This window comes from Bacillus cereus group sp. MYBK227-1 (assembly GCF_051916325.1).
Lineage (GTDB): Bacteria > Bacillota > Bacilli > Bacillales > Bacillaceae_G > Bacillus_A > Bacillus_A cereus.
In genome coordinates, this window is sequence record NZ_JBQAGK010000004.1 from 257902 (window position 1) to 283432 (window position 25531).

Genomic DNA, 25531 nt, shown 5'->3' on the forward strand with positions numbered 1-25531 from the left:
CTTGCAGGTATAGTATTAAAATATTTTCTGGTTATGTGGAAAAAGATAAATGAGTTTGGATCTGATTAACAGTTAATTCTTGCTTCTCCTAAATGACTAAATTAAAAAAGAATGAAAATAGGGTATAGTTAATAGAAGTAAACAGTCTTGCATTTCAATCTATATGAAAATAACTAGCAGATATTGTTACCTGCTTTTTCAAGAAAGAACATACCTCTTCACAATTAAATCTTAAACGAACAAAAGTCTGTTTTTATACAACAAGACAAAGAAAGCGGAATATTGTCAGGGTAGATAATTGAACGAAACTGACTATGGGCTCGTTTGATTTGTTAAAAGTCGTGAAGAGGTAAGTAATTCAGCTAGATAGTTTCTATTGTTATAACGACTTGAGCATGATCAGATTGTTTGTCATCCTTAATCCCATCAGCTTTTAAATGGTCATCTAAAACTTTATAGTTTGTAACTCGGCCAACTTTATAAGGATTTCTTTCATTAAAAGCATTAGATACAAGGATATAGTCTAAAACATTACCAAGTTTATTATAATAGTGTGTTGGTATCCTTTTTTGTCCACTAGGGTTAGGTGCTATATCAAAAGCATCATAAATTGTGTAACTATATATACTTTGTTTTGCTTGAGGTGTAAGATTATTATAGGGTATGCCATTTATTTCATACACACGTTCTCTATTTGTTAACGCTTCTAAAGGAATTGAATGTTCATCGTCATTTAAGTCACCTAGTATTACAATTGGAATGCGGTTATGCGTTTGTAATACGTTTGTTACGTCATAATATAAAATTGTTGTTTCTAAACCTCTCTGTAATAAGGAGGCAATATGTCCTTGGGATCTGCTTCTTAGTGCATCCAATACGATTTTATCCCACGCTTCGTTAGGTATAAAATCGGGAGTTTTAATTACGGGGCGCTTAGATTTTAAGTGAGCCACATAAAAAATAATGTCTCCAATATCTTGAATATTTATTTTTGCTTTGATTGGTGTTCGACTAAATTTGAAATCATGTGTTATAGGGAGATCGTCTCTAGTGAAAGGTGGGACTATTACTGGATCTACAGAAGTAATAGGGTATTTTGAACCAATTGCAACTACAGGAGAGGTATATACTGTATTATTTGCTGGATCTGTAGTTGGCATCTCAACTGTTGAGAAATAAGTAAATCCAGCCTCTTTAATTAATTCCCTTAGAGCATCGACACTAAATACTTCTTGAAAACCTATAACATCACAGTTCATATTTAGAAGTTGGTCTTTTATCCATTTCTTCTTACTTTCCCATGCTTCGCTTGAATAAACTGAACCAGGTTTATACCATGCCATGGGTGGTCTGGAAAATTGATATAAGTTAAATGTTCCACAACGAATTTGCATAATTTTCTCCTTAATTTATTTTTAAATCTTAGCTACAATATGATTTTGTATTCTTAGCTATAGATTGCAATTAATAACATGTTTTTATTTATCCTTTTTTTAACATAGGATTTCTTCTGTAAAATGTGAAGGTGTGAAACACCAATTTTAGCGGAGAGATGAATTTTGGTAGGTATAAGCCTACATGTAATTAATAAATTGAGTGTCTCCAATTAGAAATTTTCTGATATAGTGGTGTAGTATAAGAATTTTTAAGGTAGCTCTTAAGAGTAGAGTGCATTTATATTAAAAAAATCTTGATATGAAAATTTAAATTGTATAATATATAGGTATAATGTTATTGCGTTTAATTTTGTTTATTCCCACACCTTATGTGTTGTGGTTGAGTTGTAGAAGCAAGTTTTGTTCTTGTTTCAATTGTGAAAGGGCTTCTTTGAGCCGATTAGTGCATATATAGCTTGTTTTGCTATGCACATTTTTAATCGACTTGAAGAAGCCTTTTTATGTTGCTTTCAAGTTTGCAGGTGGGGTTATTTATGATTCATAACATAACAAGATGAAAAGAGATAATGTTTGAATAGTATTAGTTGATCCAAAGAGTAATCTAAAGTGCCGAATGATATATTTACTGATATAGATAAGTTAGCGGAGAATACGATTGAAGAACTACGATTTTAATCATGTGAAGGTAGTTTATACAGGGGAAAAGGAAGAACTAAGTGATAGGAATACTTGGATCTTCCTTTTTTATTGCAACTAGAAATTTAGAGGGAATGATTATGAATAAAAAAATGATTTAGCGGAAAAATTTCATTCAATTTCAATACATAGAAGAAAAAGGAAAGATTAAATTCATAAAGGACTAGTTTAGGTACGATTCATTTGCATAATCGAGAGGGGAAATGTATTGGTGAAACGTCTTGTTTCTTGCTGACCAAGGGAATACAGAATGATTAGTAGAGGGTAAGAGTGTATTACTACTCTCACAAAGGAAATTATATTAGAAAAGGGTTTGTCAGTATTTACAATTTATTTGTTACATCGGTCTAAAAGAATTTGGATGGAGAAGTAAATGCTAAGTGAGAACATGAACGACATTTCTAGAACTTGAACAATTTTGACTGCATCAATAATAGAAATTGTTCTTTTTGTTAAATAGTGAAAATTAGAAGCAGAGGAGATAAAAGCGTTAAAGTAGACTGCAAAAGTGACAGAAAGAGAACAAGGACTAACATTAGTTATAAACATATCTAATAAGAAGTGCTATCGGATTTATACAGAAGGAGAAATATTACTAGAAAATATATAAATGTATGTAAAATTTGAGGTGAATCCACCCAATTTCTATACATTAATTGAATGAAATAATAGATAACTAGGGAGTATATAATATCCATTTCCCCATTAAATTTTTTTTGATAAATAGCATGAAATATAGTATGTTCTCACTCATTTTTATAAGGATAAAATATCTTTTTATTTTTATAAAAATGAGTGAAACAGAACGATTCACCATATAAGAATATTCGACTATAATGAAACACTGTACGTCATTGTAATATTAAGATGTTTTAAGATTAAAGTGATTATTAGTCATAAAATATGAGTTTCGAGACCTCAGCAAAATATTGCAATGCTTTATATACATGAGATTGTAAAAAATTATTTTATTAAAATTACTGGAGGCTGATGAAATATGATAATAGATCATATAAGCAACAATGTAGTAAAAAAATTGGAACAAACGGTGCGCTATGAAAAGAAACAGGTCCAGGTATTACGTGTAAGTAAAAGTAGTTCTAATATGCACGCTTACATGATTTTCCCAGAATTCTCAGAGGTTAAAATTTCAAATACCGAACTGGATGAATATATAGAAAATCTTTCAACAAGTCTGAAATATGTCATTGACCGCAAGTTAAATCAGCAAGAGATTGAAAAACAAAATCATTCTTTCATTATGACGTGCGCAGTTGAGGAAGATGGTGTTATAGATGATGAAACGATTCATTTTAATACCACGTATGTAAAGCCACCTACACTTGCGAGTAAGGTATTTAAGCTAGTGTGTGGTTTAGGAAATCGTCTGAATAGCTTAAAGGAATTACATATTACAGTATTAAATAACAATATTAATCGAATTGAAATAGAGTTTTATAATGAAAATGAAACATATGTAGCAGTAGAAAAAGAAGAAATTGCAAATGCGATTATGGGGGCATATACAAAAGCCAATATCTATTATTCCGCAGATCTCCGTTATGTTGCAAAAGGAAATGAAATCAAATTAAAGAGCATTAAGCCAAAATTAGCGGGTGATGTGTTGTGAAGCGAGAAAAAGGGATGATTGCAGTTTTATGTACATTTATTTTTACGATCCTAGTACTCATACCTTTACATACAGCTCATGCATCTGTAAAAGTAGATTTTAATGAATTAAAAGGAAATGATGTTTCTTCATCTTTTAATGAAGGATTAAACAATCGAACAAAAACGACAGAAAAAGACGATTCATTTGGGTCATCAATTATACAAAAAATTGAGGGGATGTATGCACCAGCTTTTAAAGTAGGAGTAAATATCTTTTCTATCTCTTTCATATTAGGTGTTATTGTAATGGTTATGGCGTTAATTACAAAGAATGGTCAATGGATGAAGTGGGCAACTGGGAGTATGATTTTCTCGTTCGTTAGTATGATTGCGATGAGATTAAGTATATATTTCTTATTTAGTTCGGATGTATTTTCGTTTATGAACATTTTTACAGATTTTTTAGACCTGTTTAAATCAACAGCGCTTATTTTTACCCCCTTTATGTTAATTGCAGGTATTCGTTTACGAAGAATTCATGAGAGTACAAAACAACCTGAGTATTATCGTTGGTCTAATCGCGTTATAACGGGATCTTGTTTACTATGTATGTTAGCCGTACTGGCTCCATGGTTATTTGCGAATATATAAAGAAAAATATATAGATGCAAAAGGTACTGAATGTTCATTCAGTACCTTTTATCTACCCATCTGATTTTTCCTTTCGTATTCTGCAAATATTTCCTCTGATATAGAGGATAATTCGTTCAATTTTAAATTGTTTTTTGTTGTAAAGGATTTTCATTTGTAGAATGAACAAAACTTGTAGTAGAGCTGGTATACCTATAAAACAGACGATGAAGATACAAACTAAAATAATATTTAACTTAGAAAAATATTTCTCGTATTTAAAAATAACTTAATTTATTTTGAAAGGAGTGCTTGTTTTGAAAAGAAATACAGAATATGCCGCTTTACGCAATTCTATCTTGGTAGGTTGGCTGCTCACAATTATCGTTATGGGCCTATCTATCTATTTTTCTTCTATTGTATATTTACTAATTGGATGTTTCATTTTGTCATTGAAATACGGATTAATGGGCACTATAAAGAATGTAGAAAAGCGATTGCCAACTTGGGCCAATTTTGGAGTAATTGAAAAGCCAGTGAATCGGAGGGTGACAAGACCGTTTCAATTTCGGGGTGGGCTCATTGTTTCATTAGCATTAGGATTCATAGAGATGGTGATAAAAGGCTTATGTATCTCATATTATATTTTAGGATTAGAAACTCATGTATATCGTTTAATGCGTAGAAACACAAGAGTGTGAAAAGGAGGCTTATATTGTGAAAGTATTAATATTTGAATTAATTCTAATTGTGCTTCTGATACCGATAAATATTATGGTGAAAAAACATGCACCAAAATGGAAAGGGAAAACCGGAGAAAAGATGGTAAAACGTATATTAAGCAAATTAGATCACGAAAGGTATTGGGCGTTACATGATGTGACAGTTCATACAGAGTATGGTGATACAACTCAAATTGATCATATTGTAATTGCGGAAACAGGTATATTTGTTATAGAGACGAAGAATTACGAGGGCTGGATCTATGGAAGTGAGAAGGCAGCAAGATGGACACAAGGTATTTTTAGAAAGAAACACTCTTTTCAAAATCCCTTTCGACAAAACTATAAACACATTAAAGCAATTGAATGGTTGATGAATCAACAGCTGCCGTGTATTTCTATTGCAGCGTTTCATTCAAAATGCAGTCTAAAAAGAGTAAATGTTCATTCTAAACATAAACATGTCCTATATTATAACGATCTAAAAAAATGTGTCGAATCCTATATTGATGTGAAACTAACAAAAGACGAGGTCGAGCATATCTATCAAACTATTATGCGAGCAAATATTACCGATAAGGATATTAAGAATAGACATGTGAAGTATTTACAGAATAAGTTTGCTAAACAATAAGAAATGGAGAAAGGAACAATGGTATATATAATTGGATTTTTGGTAATCATCGTAGTAGTTATTCGTCTTAACATGAAGTATTACCAGTTAAAAGGAAACTCAAAAGATTTTGTGATGAAAAAGAAGGATTAAGGATATGTTTTAGTAATAGAGGTAATAGAATACGTATATTATTTTGGCCGTCACCAAAAGGCCATTAGAACCGTTTTATGATCAATAAATACATATATTGATATATACCCATTGTTAGATGTTGGTGATAAAATAAATAAATAAAAATAAACAGGAGGTTTAGTTGTGAAAGAAGTGTTAGATGTTGAAACGTATTTAAAGAAAATGAAGAATCAGAAAATAAATTATGACAAAGTATTAAGAAAAATGATTAAAGATTGGGGGGCAAGGAACGAAAGACCAAAAGTTTTACTTCATTCATGTTGTGCTCCTTGTAGTACTGCTTCATTGGAATTTCTTGTAGAACATGCAGATGTTACAATCTTCTTCTCAAACTCGAATATCCATCCGAAAAGTGAATATATGCGCCGCTCGAATGAACAAAAGGTTTTTGTAGAAAAGTTCAATGACCGTACAGGGCATACAGTAGGGTTTATTGAAGATGATTATCGTTCGAATGTATTTTTTAAAATGGTAAAAAAAGAAGGTTTGGCAGAAGAGCCAGAAGGTGGACTTCGTTGTGCAGCCTGCTTTGATATGAGATTGGATCGTTCAGCTGAGGTAGCACAAGAAAGAGGATTTGATTACTTCGGTAGTGCGATTACTCTTTCTAAAAATAAAAATAGTCAATTAATAAATGAACTTGGAGTTGGGGTGCAAAAAAATTATGATTCACGTTATTTACCAAGTGATTTTAAAAAAAGTAATGGATATCAACGTTCAATTGAAATGTGTAATGAATATGATGTTTTTCGTCAATGTTATTGTGGATGCTCGTTTGCAGCAGAAAAACAAGGTATAGATTTACGGGCAGTGAACAAAGATGCAATAAATTATCTGAAAGAAAATAATCTTAGTTTGAAAAAAGAGATTTAATTGAGAAAAAAATTAACCTATAATTTACAACAGGAACGTATTATGCCTCTAAATGATAAACGTAAAATGCTAAAATAGTTTTGGAGTAACTCCTTATTGGTTAAAGTTCTAGAGAAGAAAAAACCAATAAGGAGTGTTTTCTTAATCGCGCATTGCCCCTGCCTCTCGGGAAGTCATTGCTCCTTGTCCGGCTCTTACATCATTTTGAATTTCTTGTTTCACTTTTTGTGCATCAGTTTCAGCAAAATCTGGTTTCATAACAGAACCAGGACTTTTTATAGCTTTTTTATGATCTCGCATACAACTCCTCCTTAACTTAACGTTTAACAACTTTATTATTTACAAAAATACACTCAGTATACCAAATTAATTAGACGTGTCTTATGTAAAGTACAATGTAGGAAAAATAAGTTTCCAACCATACTATTTATCATTTTAGCCAAGAAAACTTCTTCCTCAAGGAGCGTGAAGGGTCACGCCCCGTGAGTAGGTGGGCGATGAATTGCCTTTGAACAAGGGGTGGCAGGGAGTTATCATAATTGTTCGACATATATAAATCGTGACTTCACTAAATGAAAGTGAGAAGGAAGCAAGATGGGTACAAAGTATTTTTAGAAAGAAACACTCTTTTCAAAATCCCTTTCGACAAAACTATAAACATATGAAAGCAATTGAATGGTGATGGAACCACAGCTGCCGTGTATTTCTATTGCAGCGTTTCAGCCAAACTTCAGTCTAAAAATGGTAAATGTTCATTCTAAAGATAAACATGGCCTATATTATGGGTACTCAGCCAAACTTGGTGCCCACATGCAAATCCTCTCGATGCGTCTTTACATCAAATCCATAATTATGTAAGTTAACGGCGAGTCTTTTTGAGTCTTCGATTACTTTTTTTGAGTACTTTGCACCGTTTCGTTCCTTAAATTCTAATAAGGACAATGTTAAGCTAACACTCGCACCAAAATGATGACTACTTAACATATATAGTGCTACTTATCGGATACATGAGTAGCCTCAATATAGATTTATTAAATTAAAATTCCCGTACAAAATAGACAATGATGTCTAAAAAATATGCCTACATTTAGTTAACAGTTGGACCTAGACCAATCAAATATTTGTCTATAAAAGAACTTCTTTATTGGAAGAAATTCTTTTATGTTAAATGGTATTTCGTTCCTTTTGTTTAAATAATCTAGAAAATAATATTGCTGATTTAAAATAAAATTACAATTCCTAGAAAAAGTTTTACTGAAATACGTTAAGTACTTTATCAAGATTATAAATTTAATATATGGTTTATTTAGAAATTTATTTATATTATAATAAATGATGGGTGCTAGATATTTTTCTCAAGAAAGGAAGAAATTGATATGTATGGCGTTTTAATAGGTTTATTTGCTTTTGCAGTTACATGGTTGTCAGTACCTTTTATAATGAAACTCGCTATTAAATGGAATTTTGTTGATTTACCTAATAGCAGAAAAATACATAAAAAACCAATACCGTTATTAGGTGGAGTTGGTATTTTTTTAGGTTTTCTTGCTGCAGTACAATTAACTAAAATATTGGGATATAATTTGGGTAATGCCAATATTGCTATCATTTCGGGGAGCTTTTTACTAGTTATTATAGGTTTAATAGATGACTATTATAAAACACGCGGAAAAGATTTTCCAGCATCACCGAGACTACTAGTGCAAATTCTAGCGGCTTACCTGGTGGTTCATTTTAGTGATGGGATTTTAGGTATATCTATACCTTTTTCAGAATCAAAATTTATTTCCTTCTCACCAGGAATTTCAACGTTAATAACAATTGTTTGGATTGTAATGGTGATTAATGTTTTTAATTTTCTTGATGGGTTAGATGGTCTAGCAGCTGGTATTGCAGTAATTTCTGCTGCAACTCTTGCATGTGTTGCATTAGTTAAGGGAGAATTAACTTCCTTTTTCTGGGCTGTGGCCTTAGCTGGAGCGGCTTTAGGATTTTTGAAACATAACTTTTTTCCAGCACGTATAATTATGGGAGATGCAGGATCGACATTGATTGGTTTTCTATTAGCATCTATATCTGTGATTGGTACAATGAAATCAGCAACCGTATTTTCTATATTTATACCTGTATTTGCTTTGGGGGTTCCTATTCTTGATGGATTACGTGTAATAATACGGCGTATGTTAAAAGGACAAGCCCCTTATAGTGCGGATAAAACTCATGGACATCATAAGTTACTTCAAGCAGGTTTTTCTCAAATCCATGCAGTTATGGTTTTGTATTTAATAGGAACTTGTTGTTCTTTAATATCAATTGTAATTCTATTATTGGATGTCTAGATAATTATTGATTATGAGAACAAAGATTTTCAGATCAATAAGAAGTAGTGTTATTAACATAATTTTACGTCTGTAAAATTATGTTTTTTTAGTAAATATCGAGAGGCATCTAGTTATTGACAGTTTAATATTATAATCTTAAACTTTACGGTGTTTGGAACTGTTTTGAAAAAGAAAATAATTAGCACAAAAGTAAAAGAGTTATTAGAAAAGATTATGCCGAATGTAATCTCAGGATTTTTAGATAAAACGTAATGAGGAGAGATTTGTCGTAAAATTAATCTATAATTCAAAACAGCGACGATTATTTTTTTGAATAATACAAAGAAATAATATTACGAAATTTAAAATCCGTATATAAAATTATTAAGAAATATGGTATGATGAAAGTAACAAAATACTTCTAAACTACCTTGCAAAAGGACACACCTAAGCATACATATGCCATAGGTGTGTCCTTTTTTATTTGTTTTTAAGATCTCAAAGCCCAAATGGGGGTTCTATATTACGTATCAGTCATATAATATATGCTAATAATGTATCATGTTGAATTAATACAGTAAGGTTTCATAGTTTCCTTATCAGTATTAAAAAGAAAAGAGGGATGACTGGAAAGATATCAACAATTGGATACAGCCTATTGAAATAGGATAATCGAAACATATAAATAAATTAGTCATATAATTAGCAACCGTTTTACATTCTAATAAAATAGGTGAGGTGAATATAGGATGTCAATAATTCGAAAGTATCACATTGTAATTTCTTGGATGATAGCTACTAGTGCTATGCTCATAAGTTTGGTTTTTAGTGAGTGGATAAAACTGCCTCCATGTGATTTATGCTGGTACCAAAGAATGGCCATGTATCCATTAGTATTAATATTGGGGATAGGAATGTATAGAAAAGATCCATACGTAAGTACATATGCGTTCCCATTTGCATGTATTGGCTTATTAATAGCCATTTATCAAATAACGATTCAGGTTTTTCCAGTAAATGAAATAAAAATATGTTCAGTAGGAGTTTCTTGTACAGAAGATTATTTAAATATGTTTGGTTTCATCTCGATACCTATGCTATCTTTTATTGGGTTTTTAGCCATCATAATTCTTTTATATATTAAACCTGACAGGGAGACAAAAGACCAAACAATACAGTAATTAAGAACCATATACTTAAACGAAAAAAATACTTATGAATTGATAATGAAAATGAAATTAAAAAAGGAGAAATATTAGAAATGACAACAATGCAAGTAAGTAATGAAATGTACAAAATTCCGGAGGCGGATGTAGAACTATTAAAAATTATGGCCCATCCAGTTAGATTACAAATTGTGAAGGAGCTAGAACGCCACAAAATTTGTAATGTAACACAGTTAACAGAGCTATTAGATGTGCCTCAATCTACCGTATCTCAACATTTATCTAAAATGCGTGGGAAAATTCTTCGCTCTGAAAGAAGGGGATTAGAGATGTATTATCATATTGTGAATTCCAAGGCATGTCAGATTGTTAGTTTACTAGGATAAATAATTTAAACTAAATAGAAGATTAGGAGAGTAAAAATGGAATAAGAGCAGCTATGCATGGCTGTTCTTATTTTATTTTTGATTTTGCATATATTTGTGCAAATTTAGTATCAATAAGTAATGATAATACTCTTTGTTATTTTGTGCATTACTAATTCATAATCCTTTATCTATATAATTAGCAGCTTCATTTGTATTATCTAGTTTCTTAATTTCTGCACAGAATCTGGAAAATCCTCTGTGGATGAGCTAATTGCGAATTAGTTGGAGTGGTTTAATGAGTACCTGCGAGTTATATCACTAGATAAATCAAAAGAAATTGAAAGAGAAATGGAAGCATTCATAGGGAGTATGTTTATATAGTATTATTACACTGAAGAAAGAGAAGCATTTATATAACGATTTGGCAATTATTTTGGAGAATATATAGGTTTCATTAGAAAGAGGATACTATATAAAAATTTCATTTAAATACATAATTTATAAATTGAAGGCGGTTTCTCAAATATATAAGAACCGTTTTTTATATACAAGATAAAACTTCATTTTTTTACTATAAATTACAAAAAAGGATAAAAACTCTTGCTTTTAAAATATTTATAAATTAAATTATATATATAATTTTCTGATTTTTTAAAAATAGGAGTGAGAAAAGTGAAAAAAGAAAAAAGAAGCAGGAGATGGTATAGGTGTTTCATACAACTTATTGTAGTTGCATTAATTGTTACTTCTATACCACTGAATGGAATGGCTGAAACAGCACCACCGTTTACACCATCCCCAAATTCAGAACAGAGTCCAGAAGTAGAAAAAAAGGAGGAAAAAGATTTACCTTCTCCACATCCAAATCAGTTGAAGAAAAACAAGACAAAAAATCAGTCCAATCCAACTGAGGTTGTGGAAGAAAGAACGGAAACGGAAAAAGTTTTCGATAATAATGATGGTACATTTACGAAAAAGGTATATACAGAACCCATTCATACAGAAAAAGATGGGAAATTAGAAGAGGTTTCTCCTAAATTAGTAACGGCACCAGACGAGAAGATTGTTACAGAAAATACAAAATTAAAACCAGAGTTTGAAAAAACAACGCAAGATGGAAAATATGTTCAATTTAAAGTAAAAGACCATACAATTCAATATGAATTAATAAGTGCAAATGGTGAAAAAGGGGAAGTGAAACCGTCACCAGTCACTGCAACACATGAAAATAATACAGTATGGTATAAAGGGATCTTCCCAAATATTGATTTAAAGAGCACGACGTTTAACGAAAATGTAAAAGAAGATTTTGTATTACGTGAGTATACAGGACATCATATTTTTACGTTTGCATTACAAACAGATTTAACACCAAGTTTACAAGAAGATGGTTCTATTCATTTCCAAGATGAAAAGAAAGAAAACATCTTCACATTACCAAAACCGTATATGAATGATTCAAACGTAAATCAGCAGTCGGGAGAATCTGTAACGTCAGATGCGGTTCGTTACAATATTGAGAAATCAGATGAAAAAACATATAGGTTAACTGTTACGGCAGATCTAAAATGGTTACAAGCACCAGAACGTAAATATCCGGTAAATATAGATCCTTCTATTGAGATTGATAACTTTGAAAATGCATATGTATCTACACTTAGCTCGAATAGAAATTATTCTGGAGGAGATTTATGGGATAGTGGTCAAAATGCTTATACATTAAAAGTAGGGTATTATGACGGGTCAACTGGGACAAACTTTGCATTTATTAAGCCGCAAATTTCAGATTTAAAAGGTGCACAAATTGAAAGTGCAACATTCCATGCGTATGCAGTATGGCATTACTATGGAAATCAACCCAATGGTGTATGGCTAGATGAAGTTACAGGTGGCTGGAGTGTTGGAGGGGTAAATTGGAACAATAAGCCTGGTTCAAATAATATTGCCCATGCAGATGTAGGACGAGGACAATGGGCTAAGTTTAATGTAACAAATACAGTAAAAGCATGGGTAGAAGGTGCAAGACCAAACAATGGATTTAAGTTACATACAAATGGAAATGGACAAAACCATTGGAAGAAGTTTATTGCGGCAGAAAATGGATCCAATGCACCTTATTTAGAAGTAAACTATTCGTATGCAAAACCAAATAAACCGAGAGTACAGTCGTATTCCAATGGAAGCGGTAGTAGTTCAGGTCACTTTAACCTACAGTGGGATGCAGTCCCAGGAGCAACAGGTTATAAAGTAGCAATCTTTAATGGATATGACTATGAATATATTCCTGTTGGTAATGTGACAAATTGGAGTACGAAAGATAAGAAGATATTCCCAACACTAGAAGAAATTGCACAAGGTCATTTTGAATTCCATGAAGATGGAAAAGGTGGAGAGGCACCAGTTAATCCAGGGCCGATGTATAAAAATGCTCATTTAGCGGGTAGCCCATATGGAGATTATAGCGGGAGACGTGGATATTGGATTCGTGTTGTCGCGGAGTATCCATTTGGGGATAGTCCACTTTCAGATGAAGTCGTGCCAATGATTCCTTTAGAACAAGTCAAGAAACCGACAGGTTCGGCTTATATCAATGCAACCGACAAACAAACAGGATATGTTTCTTTAAAATGGGACGGTGTTCCTGAGGCTGCAGGTTATAAAGTATGGGTATATAACGGGAAAGATTATGAAGCGTTTGATGTAGGAAATGCGACAACATGGACGACGCAAGGACAAAATATTTGGCCAACAAAAGATGAGATTGCAAAAGGTCAATATCTTCTTCATCATGATAAAAAAGGTGTAGAGCTTGCCTTAGACCCATCTCCTGTTTATCGAAATTCCGGTGGAATTTATGGCGGATCTACAAACTATTGGTTCCGTGTAACAGCGTATAGTAAAACCGGACATGCTGAAAGTGAGATTTCACAAGAATTCACGCCGAGGTTCTCACAAGACTTTGGATTCTTAGGTATGTTAGACTACTGGGCATCCATTGATGTGTTAAACGGGAAAGTCAATGCGACAAATGGTAACTTCCTGATGGATGAAAAAGATATGTCCTTATCAGGGCGTGGACCAGATGTATCCATTGAAAGAACATATAATAGTCAGAGTAAACATATTGGCTTATTCGGTAAAGGTTGGCATAGTAGTTTAGAAGAACGCATTTGGAAAGATGCAGAAGGAAACTTACTTCTGATTTCTGCAGATGGTGCGCAAATTACATTTACCCGCACGGGAGATGGAACGTACCAAGCACCTACAGGTGTGTATTTAGATATGAAGGAAACATCGGAAGGGTATGAAGTCAAAGACAAAGATCAAACGGTTACGTTTTATACCAAAAAAGAGAATTCTGGTCGTATGGAATATGTAAAAGATAAATATGGAAATACAACAACACATGAATATGATGGTGAATTCCGATTAGCTAAAGTAAAGAATGCGTCTGGGAAAGAATTGTTACTACAATATGAAGGAGCAAATAAAAAAGTTTCCAAAGTGACGGGACCAGATAATAAAGTTATTACGTTTACTTACAAAGGAGACTTACTTGTTTCTTCTACAACACCAGAAGGAAAAGCGTATCGATATGGATATGAGAATGACTTGCTCACTCATGTATATGACCCGAAGCATACAGATGAAAAGCCATATCAAACGATTTACACATATGAGAATAATAGATTAGTAAAAGTAACGGACCCATTAGGGAAAGCGACAACATTAGCATATAATACAGATACGAAAGAAGTTACGTTAACGAATCCAAAAGGACGTAAGACGCTCTATACGTATAATGATGCTGGTAATCCAGTGAAAACGATTGTAGATGCTGGGCGTCTAAACTTAACAACAACGTATGAATACAGCGCAAATAATTTAATAAAAACAACAACACCTAAAAATCAAACAGAGTCCTTTACGTATGATAATAATGGAAACGTAACATCTGCGACGGACGCAATGGGAACTGAGAAATTTGAGTATAATAAAAATAACGGTGTTGTAAGCCATACAGATAATGAAGGAGATAAAACAACAGTTGCCTATAAGGCTGCCAATACAGAGGTTTCTGTAACGGATCAAGCGGCTCATACCGCGTCTGTGACACAGCATGATCAATATGGAAATCCAACCGAAACAAGTAAAGACATTGGTACAGGAGAGAACCTCCTACAAAATCCAAGTTTTGAGCTGGATACAGTAGAAAAGTGGACACAAGTAGCTCATAATAACCAAGGTGCTTTAGCAAAAGATACTGTTCCGGCACCTGGCGGTCTGGGCGGAGCATCTTCGCTAAAGATTACCACAAAAGCAAGTAATAATGATTGGGGCTATATCGCAGCAATCCAAGATGTTACTTTAGAACCAAACGCAACATATACTTTGAGTGGTATGCTGAAAACAGCACTATCACCAGGAATTGGAGCCTTCTTTAACGTTCAGTTATTGAAAGAAGATGGTTCAGCTGTTGATGGTGGCGGTTGGAACGATAATCGTTATAATAAATTACAAGGCGAAAAAGAATGGACAAATCGCCAAGTTACCTTTAAAACAACAGATCAAACGAGAAAAGCAAGAATTTACTTACAAGTAGAAAACGGCGGAGCTTCTACAAGTGGTACAGCTTGGTTTGATAAATTGCAGCTTGAAAAAGGAGAAACATCTTCTAGTTTTAATCCTATTACGAACAGTAGCCTAGAGAATATGATGGAAAATGGTTGTATTCCAGGATGGATTAGAGGAGATGCCACAAGTTGTGATAAGAAAGACACAGCACATGAAGGATTCACAGGAGGATCATCTATTGTATTAGAGCGTAGTCAATATGCGGACTCCGATATTGGGTATGGTCAATGGGTGAATTTAAATCAGAAAACAGCAGCACCTTTAACAGTAACAGGGATGTCGAAATCTGAAAATGTAGAAAATGATGCACCTGATAAGCTTTCAAAAGATTACTCTATTTGGGCAGATGTATACTATCAAGACGGTAGTGGAGAAAATTATCAAGCAAAATTCCCAAGTGGTACAAATGATTGGAATCGTAGTGCCGTATTGATTCCAGCGAAAAAACCGATTAAACACGTAGCAGTATATGTTTTATTCCGAAAAAATAATAAGGGAAAAGCCTGGTTTGATGATATACGTTTACTAGAAGGTAATGTACTCGTTAAAAATGAGTACGACCAAGATAGTAATGTAACTGCAATGTATGATGAAGAAGGAAATAAAAATACATTCACATACGACAATTCTGGAAATAAGGCAAGTGAAACAGATGAAAAAGGAAACACAAAGTCATTCCAGTACAATAAAGATAACCAACTGACAAAAGTTACACTGAAAAATGGAACTTCAGTTGGATATAGTTACGATCATAACGGAAACACAACAGAAAAGTCTGTGATGTTTGGCGGGAAAACACAAACACACAAATATGAGTATGACGTAGATAATAAGAATACAGTATTTATTGATGCGTTAAATCGACGTATTGAACATACGTACGATGAGAATGCAAATAAGACAAAAACAAAAATGCCAAATGGATCGATTCTGGAATATGTCTATGATTCAGCCGATCGTATGATCGGTGAAAAACGAAACGGAAAAGATTCCTTTACATTTGAACGTGACGCAAATGGACAAGAAACAAAAGTAAAAGACCATGTCAATGGCATAGAACGTGGGAAAACATACGATAATGCCGATCGCATTACAAGTATGATAGATAGCCGAGGTGGAAAAGTAGACTGGGCGTATCATGATAAAGCAAATAGTAAATCAGAAAAATTAAAAGAACAAACGATTACCCATGGTGGTTACAGTAATAAAGTTTCATATGATTACAACACTGCGGACCAAAACATAAAAGTGACAGATGGTGATTCCACATATCGATTTGATTATGATGAAAACGGTCATGTGCGTACATATGCCGCGGCCAATGGAACAGGTTCAACATTTAACTACGATCAAATAGGTAAACCAACAGATTTAGTTATTGGAACACCAAACCAAATCCTATTATCAGAACGATATCAGTATGATAAAACGGGTAACCGTACGAAAATTACACATGAAGGTCCAGGCGGAAAAGTAACTGAAACAAATTATGTATATGATTCAATTAATCAGTTACTGAAAGAATCATTACCGAATGGGACAGTGAAAGATTACACATATGATGGATTTGGCAACCGTACAAGTTTGAAAGTAACAGAGGGCGGGAAAGAAACAAAAGCTGTTACCGCAACATTCAACGAAGGAAACCAGCTTGTAAAGTTCGGAAATGAATCTCTTACGTATGACGCAAATGGAAATCGTACATCTGACGGCAAATACACATATACATGGAATGAAGCAGACCAACTGGTTGCTGTAACGAAAAAAGGTGAAAGTCAACCGTTCGCAACATATAAATACGATGATGATAACCGTCGTATTGAAAAGAATGTCAATGGCGTAGTTACGCGTTATTTCTATGACGGTAACAGCATCAACTCATTATATGAAACGGATGGAGATGGAAATGTCCTTCGTCAATATGTATACTCAATAGATGGTGTACGTCTCGCGATGAAAGTGCAAGGACAAACACTATTCTATCACTATAGTCCACGTGGCGACGTCGTGGCGATGACAGATGCAAATGGACAAGTAGTCGCAAACTATGAATATGATGCATGGGGGAATGTACTAAAGAGTGACGCAAAAGGTATCGCAGCAGAAAACCCATTCGGATATGCGGGATACATGTATGATAAAGAGATTGGGATGTATTACTTGATTGCTCGTTACTACAACCCAGAGCATGGTGTATTCTTATCAATGGATCCAGACACAGGTGATGACGATGATCCTGTCACGCAGAATGGATATACTTATGCGGATAATAATCCAGTTATGATGATCGATCCAGATGGTCATGTTGCATGGTGGGTTGCAGGTGCAGCAATGGGGGCTACTTTCGAAGTAGGTATGTATTTATACAAAAATCGGAAGAAGGGATACACTTGGAAAGGTGGTTTAAAAGCAGCAGGAGTAGGAGCTGTTAAAGGTGTAGCATCAGCAGGAGTAGGACGAGTATTGGGATATATAACACCTATTAGGGGGTTAGGAAGGGCGGTTCTACAAGGACGTTACAAATCTTCATACAAACAAGTGAAAAGTAATATAAGTCGCTTAATAAAAAATCCAAGAAAGCAAATTAAAAGGTCTCCTGGTGCTCGGTTAGAGGGGATAGCCAAGGCAAAGAAAAAAAGGCAAGCAGCATTTAAAAATTCTACAAAAGCAAAGCTAATGCGCATTTCTAATGCGATTGGAAAACGTCGATAAATTTAGGAAGAGGAGCCAGTGTATTGGTAGAAATTTTGGAGTTTGTTGCGATTTTGAGTTTAAGCTTATTACTAACAGTAATTATTATGGTTCAAGATTATTATTTGACTAATATAAAAGAAGGTTATGATAAGAACATTATCGCAATAGCTATTGTTAGCATGCGGGTGCTTTCAGGAATATGGGTAATCTTTGTTACGGAAACCAATATAACGGCTGTATTAAAAGCTATTGCTATTCAATTGATCGTCCTACTTTTTCTATGGTTGTTTTCTGAATATGTACAGAAGCATAAAGAAAATTGGTTCATTACAATAGTTGCTTTTACCACCTATGGTATTGGTTCCTATTTTTATATTATGTTTACTTTCATAGATTAATGATTGGCTTATTTAATTCATAATAACAACTATATGAAAGCAAAACATTTTGTGTGGTTATCTTAAAAGAGTATAAACTAGCTGGACAATGTGTTCAAACACCGATAACTTTTAAAAAGATGAATCTCACTATTGTTTATGAATATCACTATGAAGATTTTGTGTATGTTGTACAACAATCTGCCAAAGATCAAAGAGAAAATTCGTTGAACGGGGTAATAGGGACTAGTGAAAAGATAGCAAATTATGAATTATTAGGTACAAAAATAAGTTTATTTGAAAGCATAGAGGATAAACTTAAAGTGATGAGAATGATTGTCCCTGTAAAAGGAAAGAATAGCGCTTATCAAGCTAAAATTTAGGCAGATAATTTAAGTAAAGAAGATTTAGAGGAAATTATGCTGTCCTGTTTAAAATAAAAAATAGAGTCTCAGGATCCAAGTTCCTGAGACTCTATTTTTTTATTTTAGAAAGAATTATTCCACGCAATTGTACACAAAAATTCTCTGTTTATTAATAGAATTACCTTACACGTTAAATACTGATTTAACGAATATTTGGATAATGAAAGTCTATCTCTACTATATTAGCAGTTTATTGACATTCTACGTTTAAGATTAATAGACAGTTTTAGTTGAGGAAATTTAAAAGCCCTGCTTTTAAAGACAGGGCTTTTAAAAAAGGAGTGACAGTTAATAATTGAAGGTACCATAATATTACCATTATTGGGATTTTAATTCCATGTTTTTAGGTTGAGAAATAAATAATATATGATGTAAAAGGTGAGATGAGTAGAGAATTCTTATAGATTTAGCAATATAAGAAAGCAAATATCTCGATTAAATTTGTCTTTAAAAGAGGAGTGGAAGTATTACTTTTGCTAGAAAACATCATTCAAAGTAATGTATAGGTTAGAATATAAATAAAAATAGTCTGGTTAAAAAATTATAAGACACCAATTCATTGGAATGGTGAAAACTGTTTTCGGAATAGGTGTCTTTTTGTATAAAGGAAGAATATATTTTCTCAACAGGAGAAATAGTAATGATCTATAAGTATTACTTATAAGGATAATAGAAATTAATAATAAAGGGGAATGCGAAATGTTAACAGTAATATCTAATAATGATCTAGCTAAAATCCGCGAAGAAGATGTAGATGTATTAAAGGTAATGGCCCATCCGGTTCGATTAAAAATCATAAGTGAATTGATACATTATAAAATGTGCAATGTTACACAGCTAACAGAAATATTAAAACTTCCACAATCCACTGTTTCACAACATTTAGCAAAGTTAAGAGGAATCGTACTCCGTGCAGAAAGAAAGGGATTAGAGATGCATTATTATATTGATAATACTAAAGCTCGTCAGATTGTAGAAATTTTAGGGCTGTAGGTTAATAATAATACGTAAAAGTTACCTATATAAAGTTCTATTTTTAATATAAAACATTGATTGTGATTCTTAAAAACCATTTAGTCTATGTTCTTTGCTAAAGCATTGTGTATAATATCTAATAATCGCATTTTTTCTTTTCTAAAGGATGGTACGCTAATATGAAGAGATGTTCTAGGTGTTTCAACTTTTAATATGGTTTGTTTCAAGTATCTATTAGTGGAAGAATTAATGCATCACTAAAGTTATTTCTCAAAAATCCTAATCTAAATAAGATATTGAGTATTAACTAAATTGTATAAGGAAGTGAATAAGTAATTATGAAGAGAAGGATATCAGTTGTTGGTGCGGTGATTTTTAATGAAAACAATGAAGTCTTATGTGCATTACGTTCCCCTACAATGACCTTACCGAATTACTGGGAATTTCCAGGTGGTAAGATAAAGAAGGGAGAAGAGCCGCAAGTAGCACTGGTTCGAGAGATTAAAGAGGAGCTGGGATGTGCTATTACTGTAGATGAGAAAGTAGAGGAAATTGAATACGAGTATGAAACTATCATTGTTCATCTTACTACATATAAAGCTCAAATCATTGAAGGTATTCCTAAAGCCCTTGAGCATACAGAGTTAAAATGGGTTAGTGTTAAAGATTTAAATAATTTAAATTGGGCACCAGCTGATATTCCTACAGTAGAATCACTATAGGAATTAATAAAATACACTTGAAAAGAATAATATAATAACGTAATATAAAGTTGTAAAGTCAGTTTATTTGATTCCGTTTATTCCCATACCTTGTGTAATGGTTGAGTTGTAAAAGTAAGTTCTGTTCTTACTTTAATTTTGAAAGGGCTTCTTTGAGTCGATTAGTGTAAATAGCTTATTTTGCTATGTACATAATTAATCGACTTAAGGAAGCTTTTTTTATTTGGTTTCAAATAGATCAGAACATCGAGTTGTTTTTACAATAACAAATAAAAAAAGAAATTTTGTATAGGGGGAAAGAATAAATAAATTAATAAATTAATTAATTGAGTTGTATATCATGAGAGTTGAAGGGATAAAAGAGACTTTTTTGTGAGGTAAGCCAAACATGCTTTATATTAAATAAAGGTTTGCCTTATCAGAAGTTAAATAAAGTTGTGAAATTAAGGTAGATACCTTAATGAATTTGCGAATTATAGCAAAACAATCATATAGAAGTTTTGTAGATGGCATGAATGTAATCATTATAAGAGGCAAAGAGTGAAGTCTACTTCAGAAAAAAACGTATCAATTGATACGTTTTTTGTTGTATTTCTAGTGAATATAAGGTATGATTTGAAAGGGGAAAGAATTTTAATGCGTACAATCTTTCGAAATAGAGAAACGAAAAAACATATTAATTTTACACTTAAAGAGATTGAACAATACATAGGAGAATTTAAAGAATTACTTAAAAGTGACCAATATAAGATTTCTCAAAATGAAAAAAGGGAAGAAAATATTGGTTTTTTAGAGGATTATAAAATTGACAAAAGTAAGGAGAAAGAAATTCTTCTTAATATTGAAGCGCGTGATTTTTGTTATGCGGTTGATAATAAAAATCCTAAATTTGCTCATGAAAAATTGTATGTTTTTTGCCCCCAATATGAGTTGAATTATTGGGGAGAAAAGGAATTAGTAGAAATATATATTAAAACGAATTTAATTAAATATAAAAATGAAAAAAAATATATAATTATTATTTCTTTTCATAAAAGAAATAAACCAGTCACTTATCTTTTTAGATAAAGATAAGTGACTTAAGGTTTTAGAATAAAGGAGTGTTTTAATGTTAACTTTCTGTGAGTTTTGTCGTGATATGGTAAATTATTCTGTTAAAGATGTCTCCAAAATTACAGTTATTAGAGGGAAGGAATATCGTTACATTGGTAAAGAAACATTCTGTAAAGATTGTGAATCGAACATATTTGTTTCTGAAATTCGGGATTATAATTTAGAACAGTTAGATCATGTATATAGAAAACAGGAACAGTTAGTGACTATTTCTCAAATAAATGAGATTTTAGAAAAATATAAGATTGGAAAGCGGCCGCTATCTTTACTGTTAGGTTGGGGTGAAGTTACTTTAACAAGGTATATAAATGGAGATATTCCGACAAAGCAGTACTCGGATATATTGAAGCGGTTAGGTAGTGAACCATCTTTTATGCTAGATATCCTGGAAAAAAATAAAGATTTAATTACCCAAAAAGCATATAAGGTTTCTAAAGAGGCAATTGCAAAGCTGCAGGAAAATACCTCTACTAAGGGAACAAAAATTGAGGAAGTTGCTCAATATATACTCTCTAAAAATGATGATTTAACGCCTTTAGCTCTGCAAAGGCTTATATACTATGCACAAGGATTTTGTAAGGTTTTTACTGGGGCATACTTGTTTGAAGAGGATTGTGAAATAGGAAGCCGTGGTCCTGTATATAGGGTAGTTCTTGATAAATACAAAGTATATCGGTACGATAATCTTGAAGTGAATTGTGAGGATATAAAATATTTAACTGAAACAGAAAAAGAATTATTAGACTGTATAATCACTACTTTAGGGGTTTATAGTGGAAAGAGTTTAGAGAAAATGATTCAGTTTGACTTAATAAGGAAAATAGATGATTCGGAATTAGAGGATTATGAATCTAGTAAATTTATCTTGGAAAAAGAAGAAATAGATAATTGCTTTAATAGAATAAAACAAGCGTATAATTTAGAACAAGTTTCCGATATTAAACAATATAGTATAGAAGTATTTATTAAACTACTCACCACTTAACATCCTTACGGATTATTTGAAGTGGGAGATTCCTCAGTACAGAAACCTAACGTTTTCTAATTAAGTTAGGCTATCTTCGTAGTTACTACGGTTAAAAGACGAATCGCTTCATTTCTAAGATTGAGCGCTGCGTTTTGATCTCTATCGTGATGTGTGCCATAAGAAAGACAATCCCACTCTCGAATGGTTAGATTTTCAATATCTTTGTTTTTGTAGTCACAATTGGAACATAATTGACTAGAAGCAAATGTTTTAGCTACTACAACCACTTGTTTGCCATACCACTTTGCTTTATATACCAATATGGTTCAAAATTGTGACCAAGATACGTTACTAATCGCTTTTGCAAGCTTTTTATTTTTGAGCATGCTAGGGCCGTATTTTTAAAATTAGTTCTTAAAAAATTGTTATATATGTAGGAGGAATAGAACAAGCCTACATATATAACTTTTCAATCGTTTATATATAATATTAGAAAATTATGTTTTAATAGATGAGGGATTATCTGAATTTGAAGGAGGAATGGGGATGCTTACGAAAATAATACTATGCGTGTTTGTTTATGTAGCTTTCGTAGTAAGAAAAAGTAGAAAGAAAATGCTAGAAGAGGCAAAAAAATTAGAGGAAAGTAAGAGGCCAATTGAGAGACCTGTATATTGGTGTCCAAGACTCAATAAACCAATTGGTAGAGAACAGGAGTATAAAGAAATTACAAGTGAATCAAAGGCAAAAAATGTAGAATATATTCATGGGAATATACCTGTATCATTAGATGTAGATATGCCATATTTTAATGAAAGTATAATGAGTAAAACAACAATAGTACAAGAGACTTAAATCAACTTTTAGTCCCTCTTTTCAATTATAGAAGGAGGGACTAAAAGTTGAAATTATAAATCTGTATAATATAAGCACATTAATTGTTCTTTTGTAGCTTGAAATAAAAGCTGCATTGGCTTACAAAAGATTTTTTCTGAAGGAGGTTCAAATACTTGGAATTGAAAAGAACGTGCCATATTTCTTAATTCTACATTACTTGAAAGTACAAGAATATCTTTCTGCCTATAGTGGTAACTAAGGGTAGATAAAATTAATTCCTCTGTAATTTGTTTTTTTGTATCTTCTCCGAATTCGTTACTTATGTTTGTAGATTCTAAAGAAAATGGAAACGTAATAATTTCTTTTTCAACACAATATTTTAAAGTCATGTAAATTGGATCTTTTTGTAATGAATGATATGTAGACTCATCTATTAACAAATTTGACATGTCTGGAATTAATTTGAGTATAATTGGAAATCTTTTGTATATAGTTTCATCTATAAAAAAATACCCACCATTTTCATGATGTTCTTGTATGGCTTGAATAAAGGTATGTTTAAATGTCATTATTGTAGGTATAAAGGATAATCCCCCTTGTTTATGTAAAAACTTTTTTGCTCTTTCTAACCAGTCAATTCCCTTTAAAAAACTATGATCATATTTATATTCTGTTTCAAATGGCAGCTTAGGGGTATAGATAGTATTAAAAGCAGTATCATATGAACGTTGTTCGTTTTCTCCATAGTTTTTTATAAATTGATAGCCAAATGTTTCAGCATTTTTTTTTCTTTCTATATGAAATGGTGAGAGAGTGGAATTTAAAAGATCTAAAGGATTTAGTTTACCCTTTTCATCTGTGAATCTACGGTATTCTCTATGATATAAATAAAAATTTTTAAATTGTTGATAGTAGTAAGGATTGTTTTCAATAGAAGAATAATTTCCTCCCGATTTATCTTGCTCAAAAAATTCAAGAAAATGTTCGTATTCAATAAGTACTAATCCTTCCTCATCACAAGGTATAATAAGATCCTCTGAGAGTTCAAAGTTATCTAAATTGACACTTCGTGAAAGTATACGAGCTCCGCGATCATTTGATAAAAATAAAACTTTTTTATCATTATGATTTTTTTCTTTTATATAGCTCGCAATAATTAGGTCGTCAGGTGATTCAGGTTGAAGATTTAATGATTCAGTAAAAGTTTTATCTGTTTTTAAAAAAGAAATAGGTCCGTTTGAAATTTGATATTCTTCTAATTTCTGTAGTGCGTAACGAGCTTGTTTACCTGCTTTATTGCTGGATTTTTTCAAACCATCTAACTCATCATATACTTTGCGGCTAATTAATAACTTATCTTTTGACTTTATTAAATCTAAAATAACGGGGAAATCCATAATTAAATTTGTATCTATACCAATGTAAAATCCACAATCACAGTAGAATTTTAATCTTGCTTTAAATAGATCTAGAAACTCTAAGTATTCACGGATCTCAAAATCATTCCAGTAATCTTTGTATTCGTATAAATTGTATGTAGTTACAGTCATATTAAACTCCTATATATTTAATAAATTTATGTCATGTTAAAATGAGAATCTATTTGAATGTAGATTGGCTAGATGGATCTAACTATAATTCTATATATAATAATTAAATGAATCAAGCTGTATTAATAGAAATGTTTTTTAACATAATATAGATTATCGATTTGAGGTGAAGGGAATTGCCCAAGATATGCATAGCGATACGTAAGATAGTAGTGTTAAGTAGAAAGAGGTTGTAATGAACAGAAAAAGAACCCTATAGGGTTCTTTTTCCTGGCATATTAACAGTAAGGAGAATCATGAAATGCTACTTTCAAATCTTTATTAGGGGAAAGATTTAGAAAAAGCTTAACATAAATCTATTTTTACATAAATGTAAGATATAGTAAATTGATAATGTTTATACTTACTATTGATAATATTCAATTAATAACATTAACACTATGTATATAGTGTTAATGTTTGTTTAGAGCAGTATATATTTAGATATCCAATAATAATTCCAAGTTGGAGTTTGTTATATTACAACACAAGTAAAAAAATCCATTGGAAATATGATAGACATTTAAATAATTTAAAATGAAAGCGAATACTCTATAAAAAAGCAAAAAGATGAAACAAACTATCTCATTACTCGTAACAGGGAA

The 25531-nt window shown here is 32.1% G+C and carries 20 protein-coding genes and 2 pseudogenes; 17 read left to right on the plus strand and 5 right to left on the minus strand.

What is annotated here, in order from left to right:
- Positions 1–362: 362 nt before the first annotated feature.
- Positions 363–1394 carry an endonuclease/exonuclease/phosphatase family protein gene (locus ACTFRM_RS20315; protein WP_088322319.1) on the minus strand — a complete coding sequence of 344 codons (1032 nt, stop codon included), beginning with the start codon at positions 1392–1394 and terminating at the stop codon, positions 363–365.
- Between the two features lie 1696 nt (positions 1395–3090).
- On the opposite strand from ACTFRM_RS20315, the gene ACTFRM_RS20320 reads away from it, so the two are divergent.
- The 5 genes from ACTFRM_RS20320 to ACTFRM_RS20340 all read left to right on the plus strand — a co-directional run bounded on the left by ACTFRM_RS20320 (position 3091) and on the right by ACTFRM_RS20340 (position 6737).
- Positions 3091–3723 (plus strand): hypothetical protein, encoded by a 633-nt coding sequence (locus ACTFRM_RS20320; protein ID WP_000582597.1) that lies wholly within the window; start codon positions 3091–3093, stop codon positions 3721–3723.
- Positions 3720–4355 carry a hypothetical protein gene (locus tag ACTFRM_RS20325; RefSeq protein ID WP_000817896.1) on the plus strand — a complete coding sequence of 212 codons (636 nt, stop codon included), beginning with the start codon at positions 3720–3722 and terminating at the stop codon, positions 4353–4355. The genes ACTFRM_RS20320 and ACTFRM_RS20325 overlap by 4 nt, the downstream gene beginning before the upstream one ends.
- 296 nt (positions 4356–4651) lie before the next feature.
- Positions 4652–5035, plus strand: a complete 384-nt coding sequence (locus ACTFRM_RS20330) for a hypothetical protein (RefSeq protein ID WP_000828218.1) — start codon at positions 4652–4654, stop codon at positions 5033–5035.
- Positions 5036–5051: 16 nt separating this feature from the next.
- On the plus strand, positions 5052–5690 hold the full coding sequence (locus ACTFRM_RS20335) for a nuclease-related domain-containing protein (protein ID WP_000866022.1): 639 nt from the start codon (positions 5052–5054) through the stop codon (positions 5688–5690).
- A gap of 306 nt (positions 5691–5996) precedes the next feature.
- Positions 5997–6737 carry an epoxyqueuosine reductase QueH gene (locus ACTFRM_RS20340; protein ID WP_033689926.1) on the plus strand — a complete coding sequence of 247 codons (741 nt, stop codon included), beginning with the start codon at positions 5997–5999 and terminating at the stop codon, positions 6735–6737.
- Between the two features lie 141 nt (positions 6738–6878).
- On the opposite strand, the gene ACTFRM_RS20345 is transcribed toward ACTFRM_RS20340, so the two are convergent.
- A complete protein-coding gene (locus tag ACTFRM_RS20345; RefSeq protein ID WP_001204627.1) occupies positions 6879–7037 on the minus strand; it encodes a hypothetical protein in 159 nt (52 codons plus the stop codon).
- A gap of 277 nt (positions 7038–7314) precedes the next feature.
- On the opposite strand from ACTFRM_RS20345, the pseudogene ACTFRM_RS20350 reads away from it, so the two are divergent.
- Both ACTFRM_RS20350 and ACTFRM_RS20355 read left to right on the plus strand, forming a co-directional pair.
- A pseudogene (locus tag ACTFRM_RS20350) lies at positions 7315–7520 on the plus strand (nuclease-related domain-containing protein); the annotation flags it as partial.
- A gap of 593 nt (positions 7521–8113) precedes the next feature.
- The gene (locus ACTFRM_RS20355; protein WP_000274543.1) at positions 8114–9076 is read left to right on the plus strand and encodes an MraY family glycosyltransferase; all 963 of its coding nucleotides are present in this window, start codon (positions 8114–8116) and stop codon (positions 9074–9076) included.
- Positions 9077–9643: 567 nt separating this feature from the next.
- Here the strand turns inward: ACTFRM_RS20355 and ACTFRM_RS20360 are convergent.
- On the minus strand, positions 9644–9739 hold the full coding sequence (locus tag ACTFRM_RS20360) for a hypothetical protein (protein ID WP_400154960.1): 96 nt from the start codon (positions 9737–9739) through the stop codon (positions 9644–9646).
- A gap of 68 nt (positions 9740–9807) precedes the next feature.
- Between ACTFRM_RS20360 and ACTFRM_RS20365 the strand changes: the two genes are divergently transcribed.
- From ACTFRM_RS20365 to ACTFRM_RS20405, 9 genes are all read left to right on the plus strand, one after another.
- Complete coding sequence (locus ACTFRM_RS20365; protein WP_000022653.1) at positions 9808–10239, plus strand: disulfide bond formation protein B; 432 nt, start codon at positions 9808–9810, stop codon at positions 10237–10239.
- Between the two features lie 80 nt (positions 10240–10319).
- Positions 10320–10610: an ArsR/SmtB family transcription factor gene (locus tag ACTFRM_RS20370; protein ID WP_000210396.1), complete on the plus strand. Its 291-nt coding sequence runs from the start codon at positions 10320–10322 to the stop codon at positions 10608–10610.
- A 654-nt stretch (positions 10611–11264) separates the two neighbouring features.
- Positions 11265–17939, plus strand: coding sequence for a DNRLRE domain-containing protein (locus ACTFRM_RS20375; RefSeq protein WP_400154959.1), 6675 nt, complete (start codon positions 11265–11267; stop codon positions 17937–17939).
- 23 nt (positions 17940–17962) lie between these two features.
- Positions 17963–18319, plus strand: coding sequence for a hypothetical protein (locus ACTFRM_RS20380; protein WP_440043535.1), 357 nt, complete (start codon positions 17963–17965; stop codon positions 18317–18319).
- A 53-nt stretch (positions 18320–18372) separates the two neighbouring features.
- Positions 18373–18681 (plus strand): hypothetical protein, encoded by a 309-nt coding sequence (locus tag ACTFRM_RS20385; RefSeq protein WP_088322321.1) that lies wholly within the window; start codon positions 18373–18375, stop codon positions 18679–18681.
- Positions 18682–19422: 741 nt separating this feature from the next.
- A complete protein-coding gene (locus ACTFRM_RS20390; RefSeq protein WP_000958634.1) occupies positions 19423–19716 on the plus strand; it encodes an ArsR/SmtB family transcription factor in 294 nt (97 codons plus the stop codon).
- A gap of 320 nt (positions 19717–20036) precedes the next feature.
- Positions 20037–20420 (plus strand): (deoxy)nucleoside triphosphate pyrophosphohydrolase, encoded by a 384-nt coding sequence (locus tag ACTFRM_RS20395; protein ID WP_088322322.1) that lies wholly within the window; start codon positions 20037–20039, stop codon positions 20418–20420.
- Between the two features lie 636 nt (positions 20421–21056).
- Positions 21057–21488: a hypothetical protein gene (locus ACTFRM_RS20400; RefSeq protein ID WP_001259123.1), complete on the plus strand. Its 432-nt coding sequence runs from the start codon at positions 21057–21059 to the stop codon at positions 21486–21488.
- Positions 21489–21528: 40 nt separating this feature from the next.
- Positions 21529–22518, plus strand: coding sequence for a type II toxin-antitoxin system antitoxin SocA domain-containing protein (locus ACTFRM_RS20405; protein WP_322372607.1), 990 nt, complete (start codon positions 21529–21531; stop codon positions 22516–22518).
- A gap of 65 nt (positions 22519–22583) precedes the next feature.
- Here the strand turns inward: ACTFRM_RS20405 and ACTFRM_RS20410 are convergent.
- A pseudogene (locus ACTFRM_RS20410) lies at positions 22584–22889 on the minus strand (zinc ribbon domain-containing protein); the annotation flags it as partial.
- A 157-nt stretch (positions 22890–23046) separates the two neighbouring features.
- Between ACTFRM_RS20410 and ACTFRM_RS20415 the strand changes: the two are divergent.
- Positions 23047–23355, plus strand: a complete 309-nt coding sequence (locus ACTFRM_RS20415; protein ID WP_002183062.1) for a hypothetical protein — start codon at positions 23047–23049, stop codon at positions 23353–23355.
- A gap of 53 nt (positions 23356–23408) precedes the next feature.
- Here ACTFRM_RS20415 and ACTFRM_RS20420 read toward each other — a convergent pair whose 3' ends face one another.
- Positions 23409–24887, minus strand: coding sequence for a PIN domain-containing protein (locus ACTFRM_RS20420; protein WP_400154958.1), 1479 nt, complete (start codon positions 24885–24887; stop codon positions 23409–23411).
- Between the last annotated feature and the right edge of the window lie 644 nt (positions 24888–25531).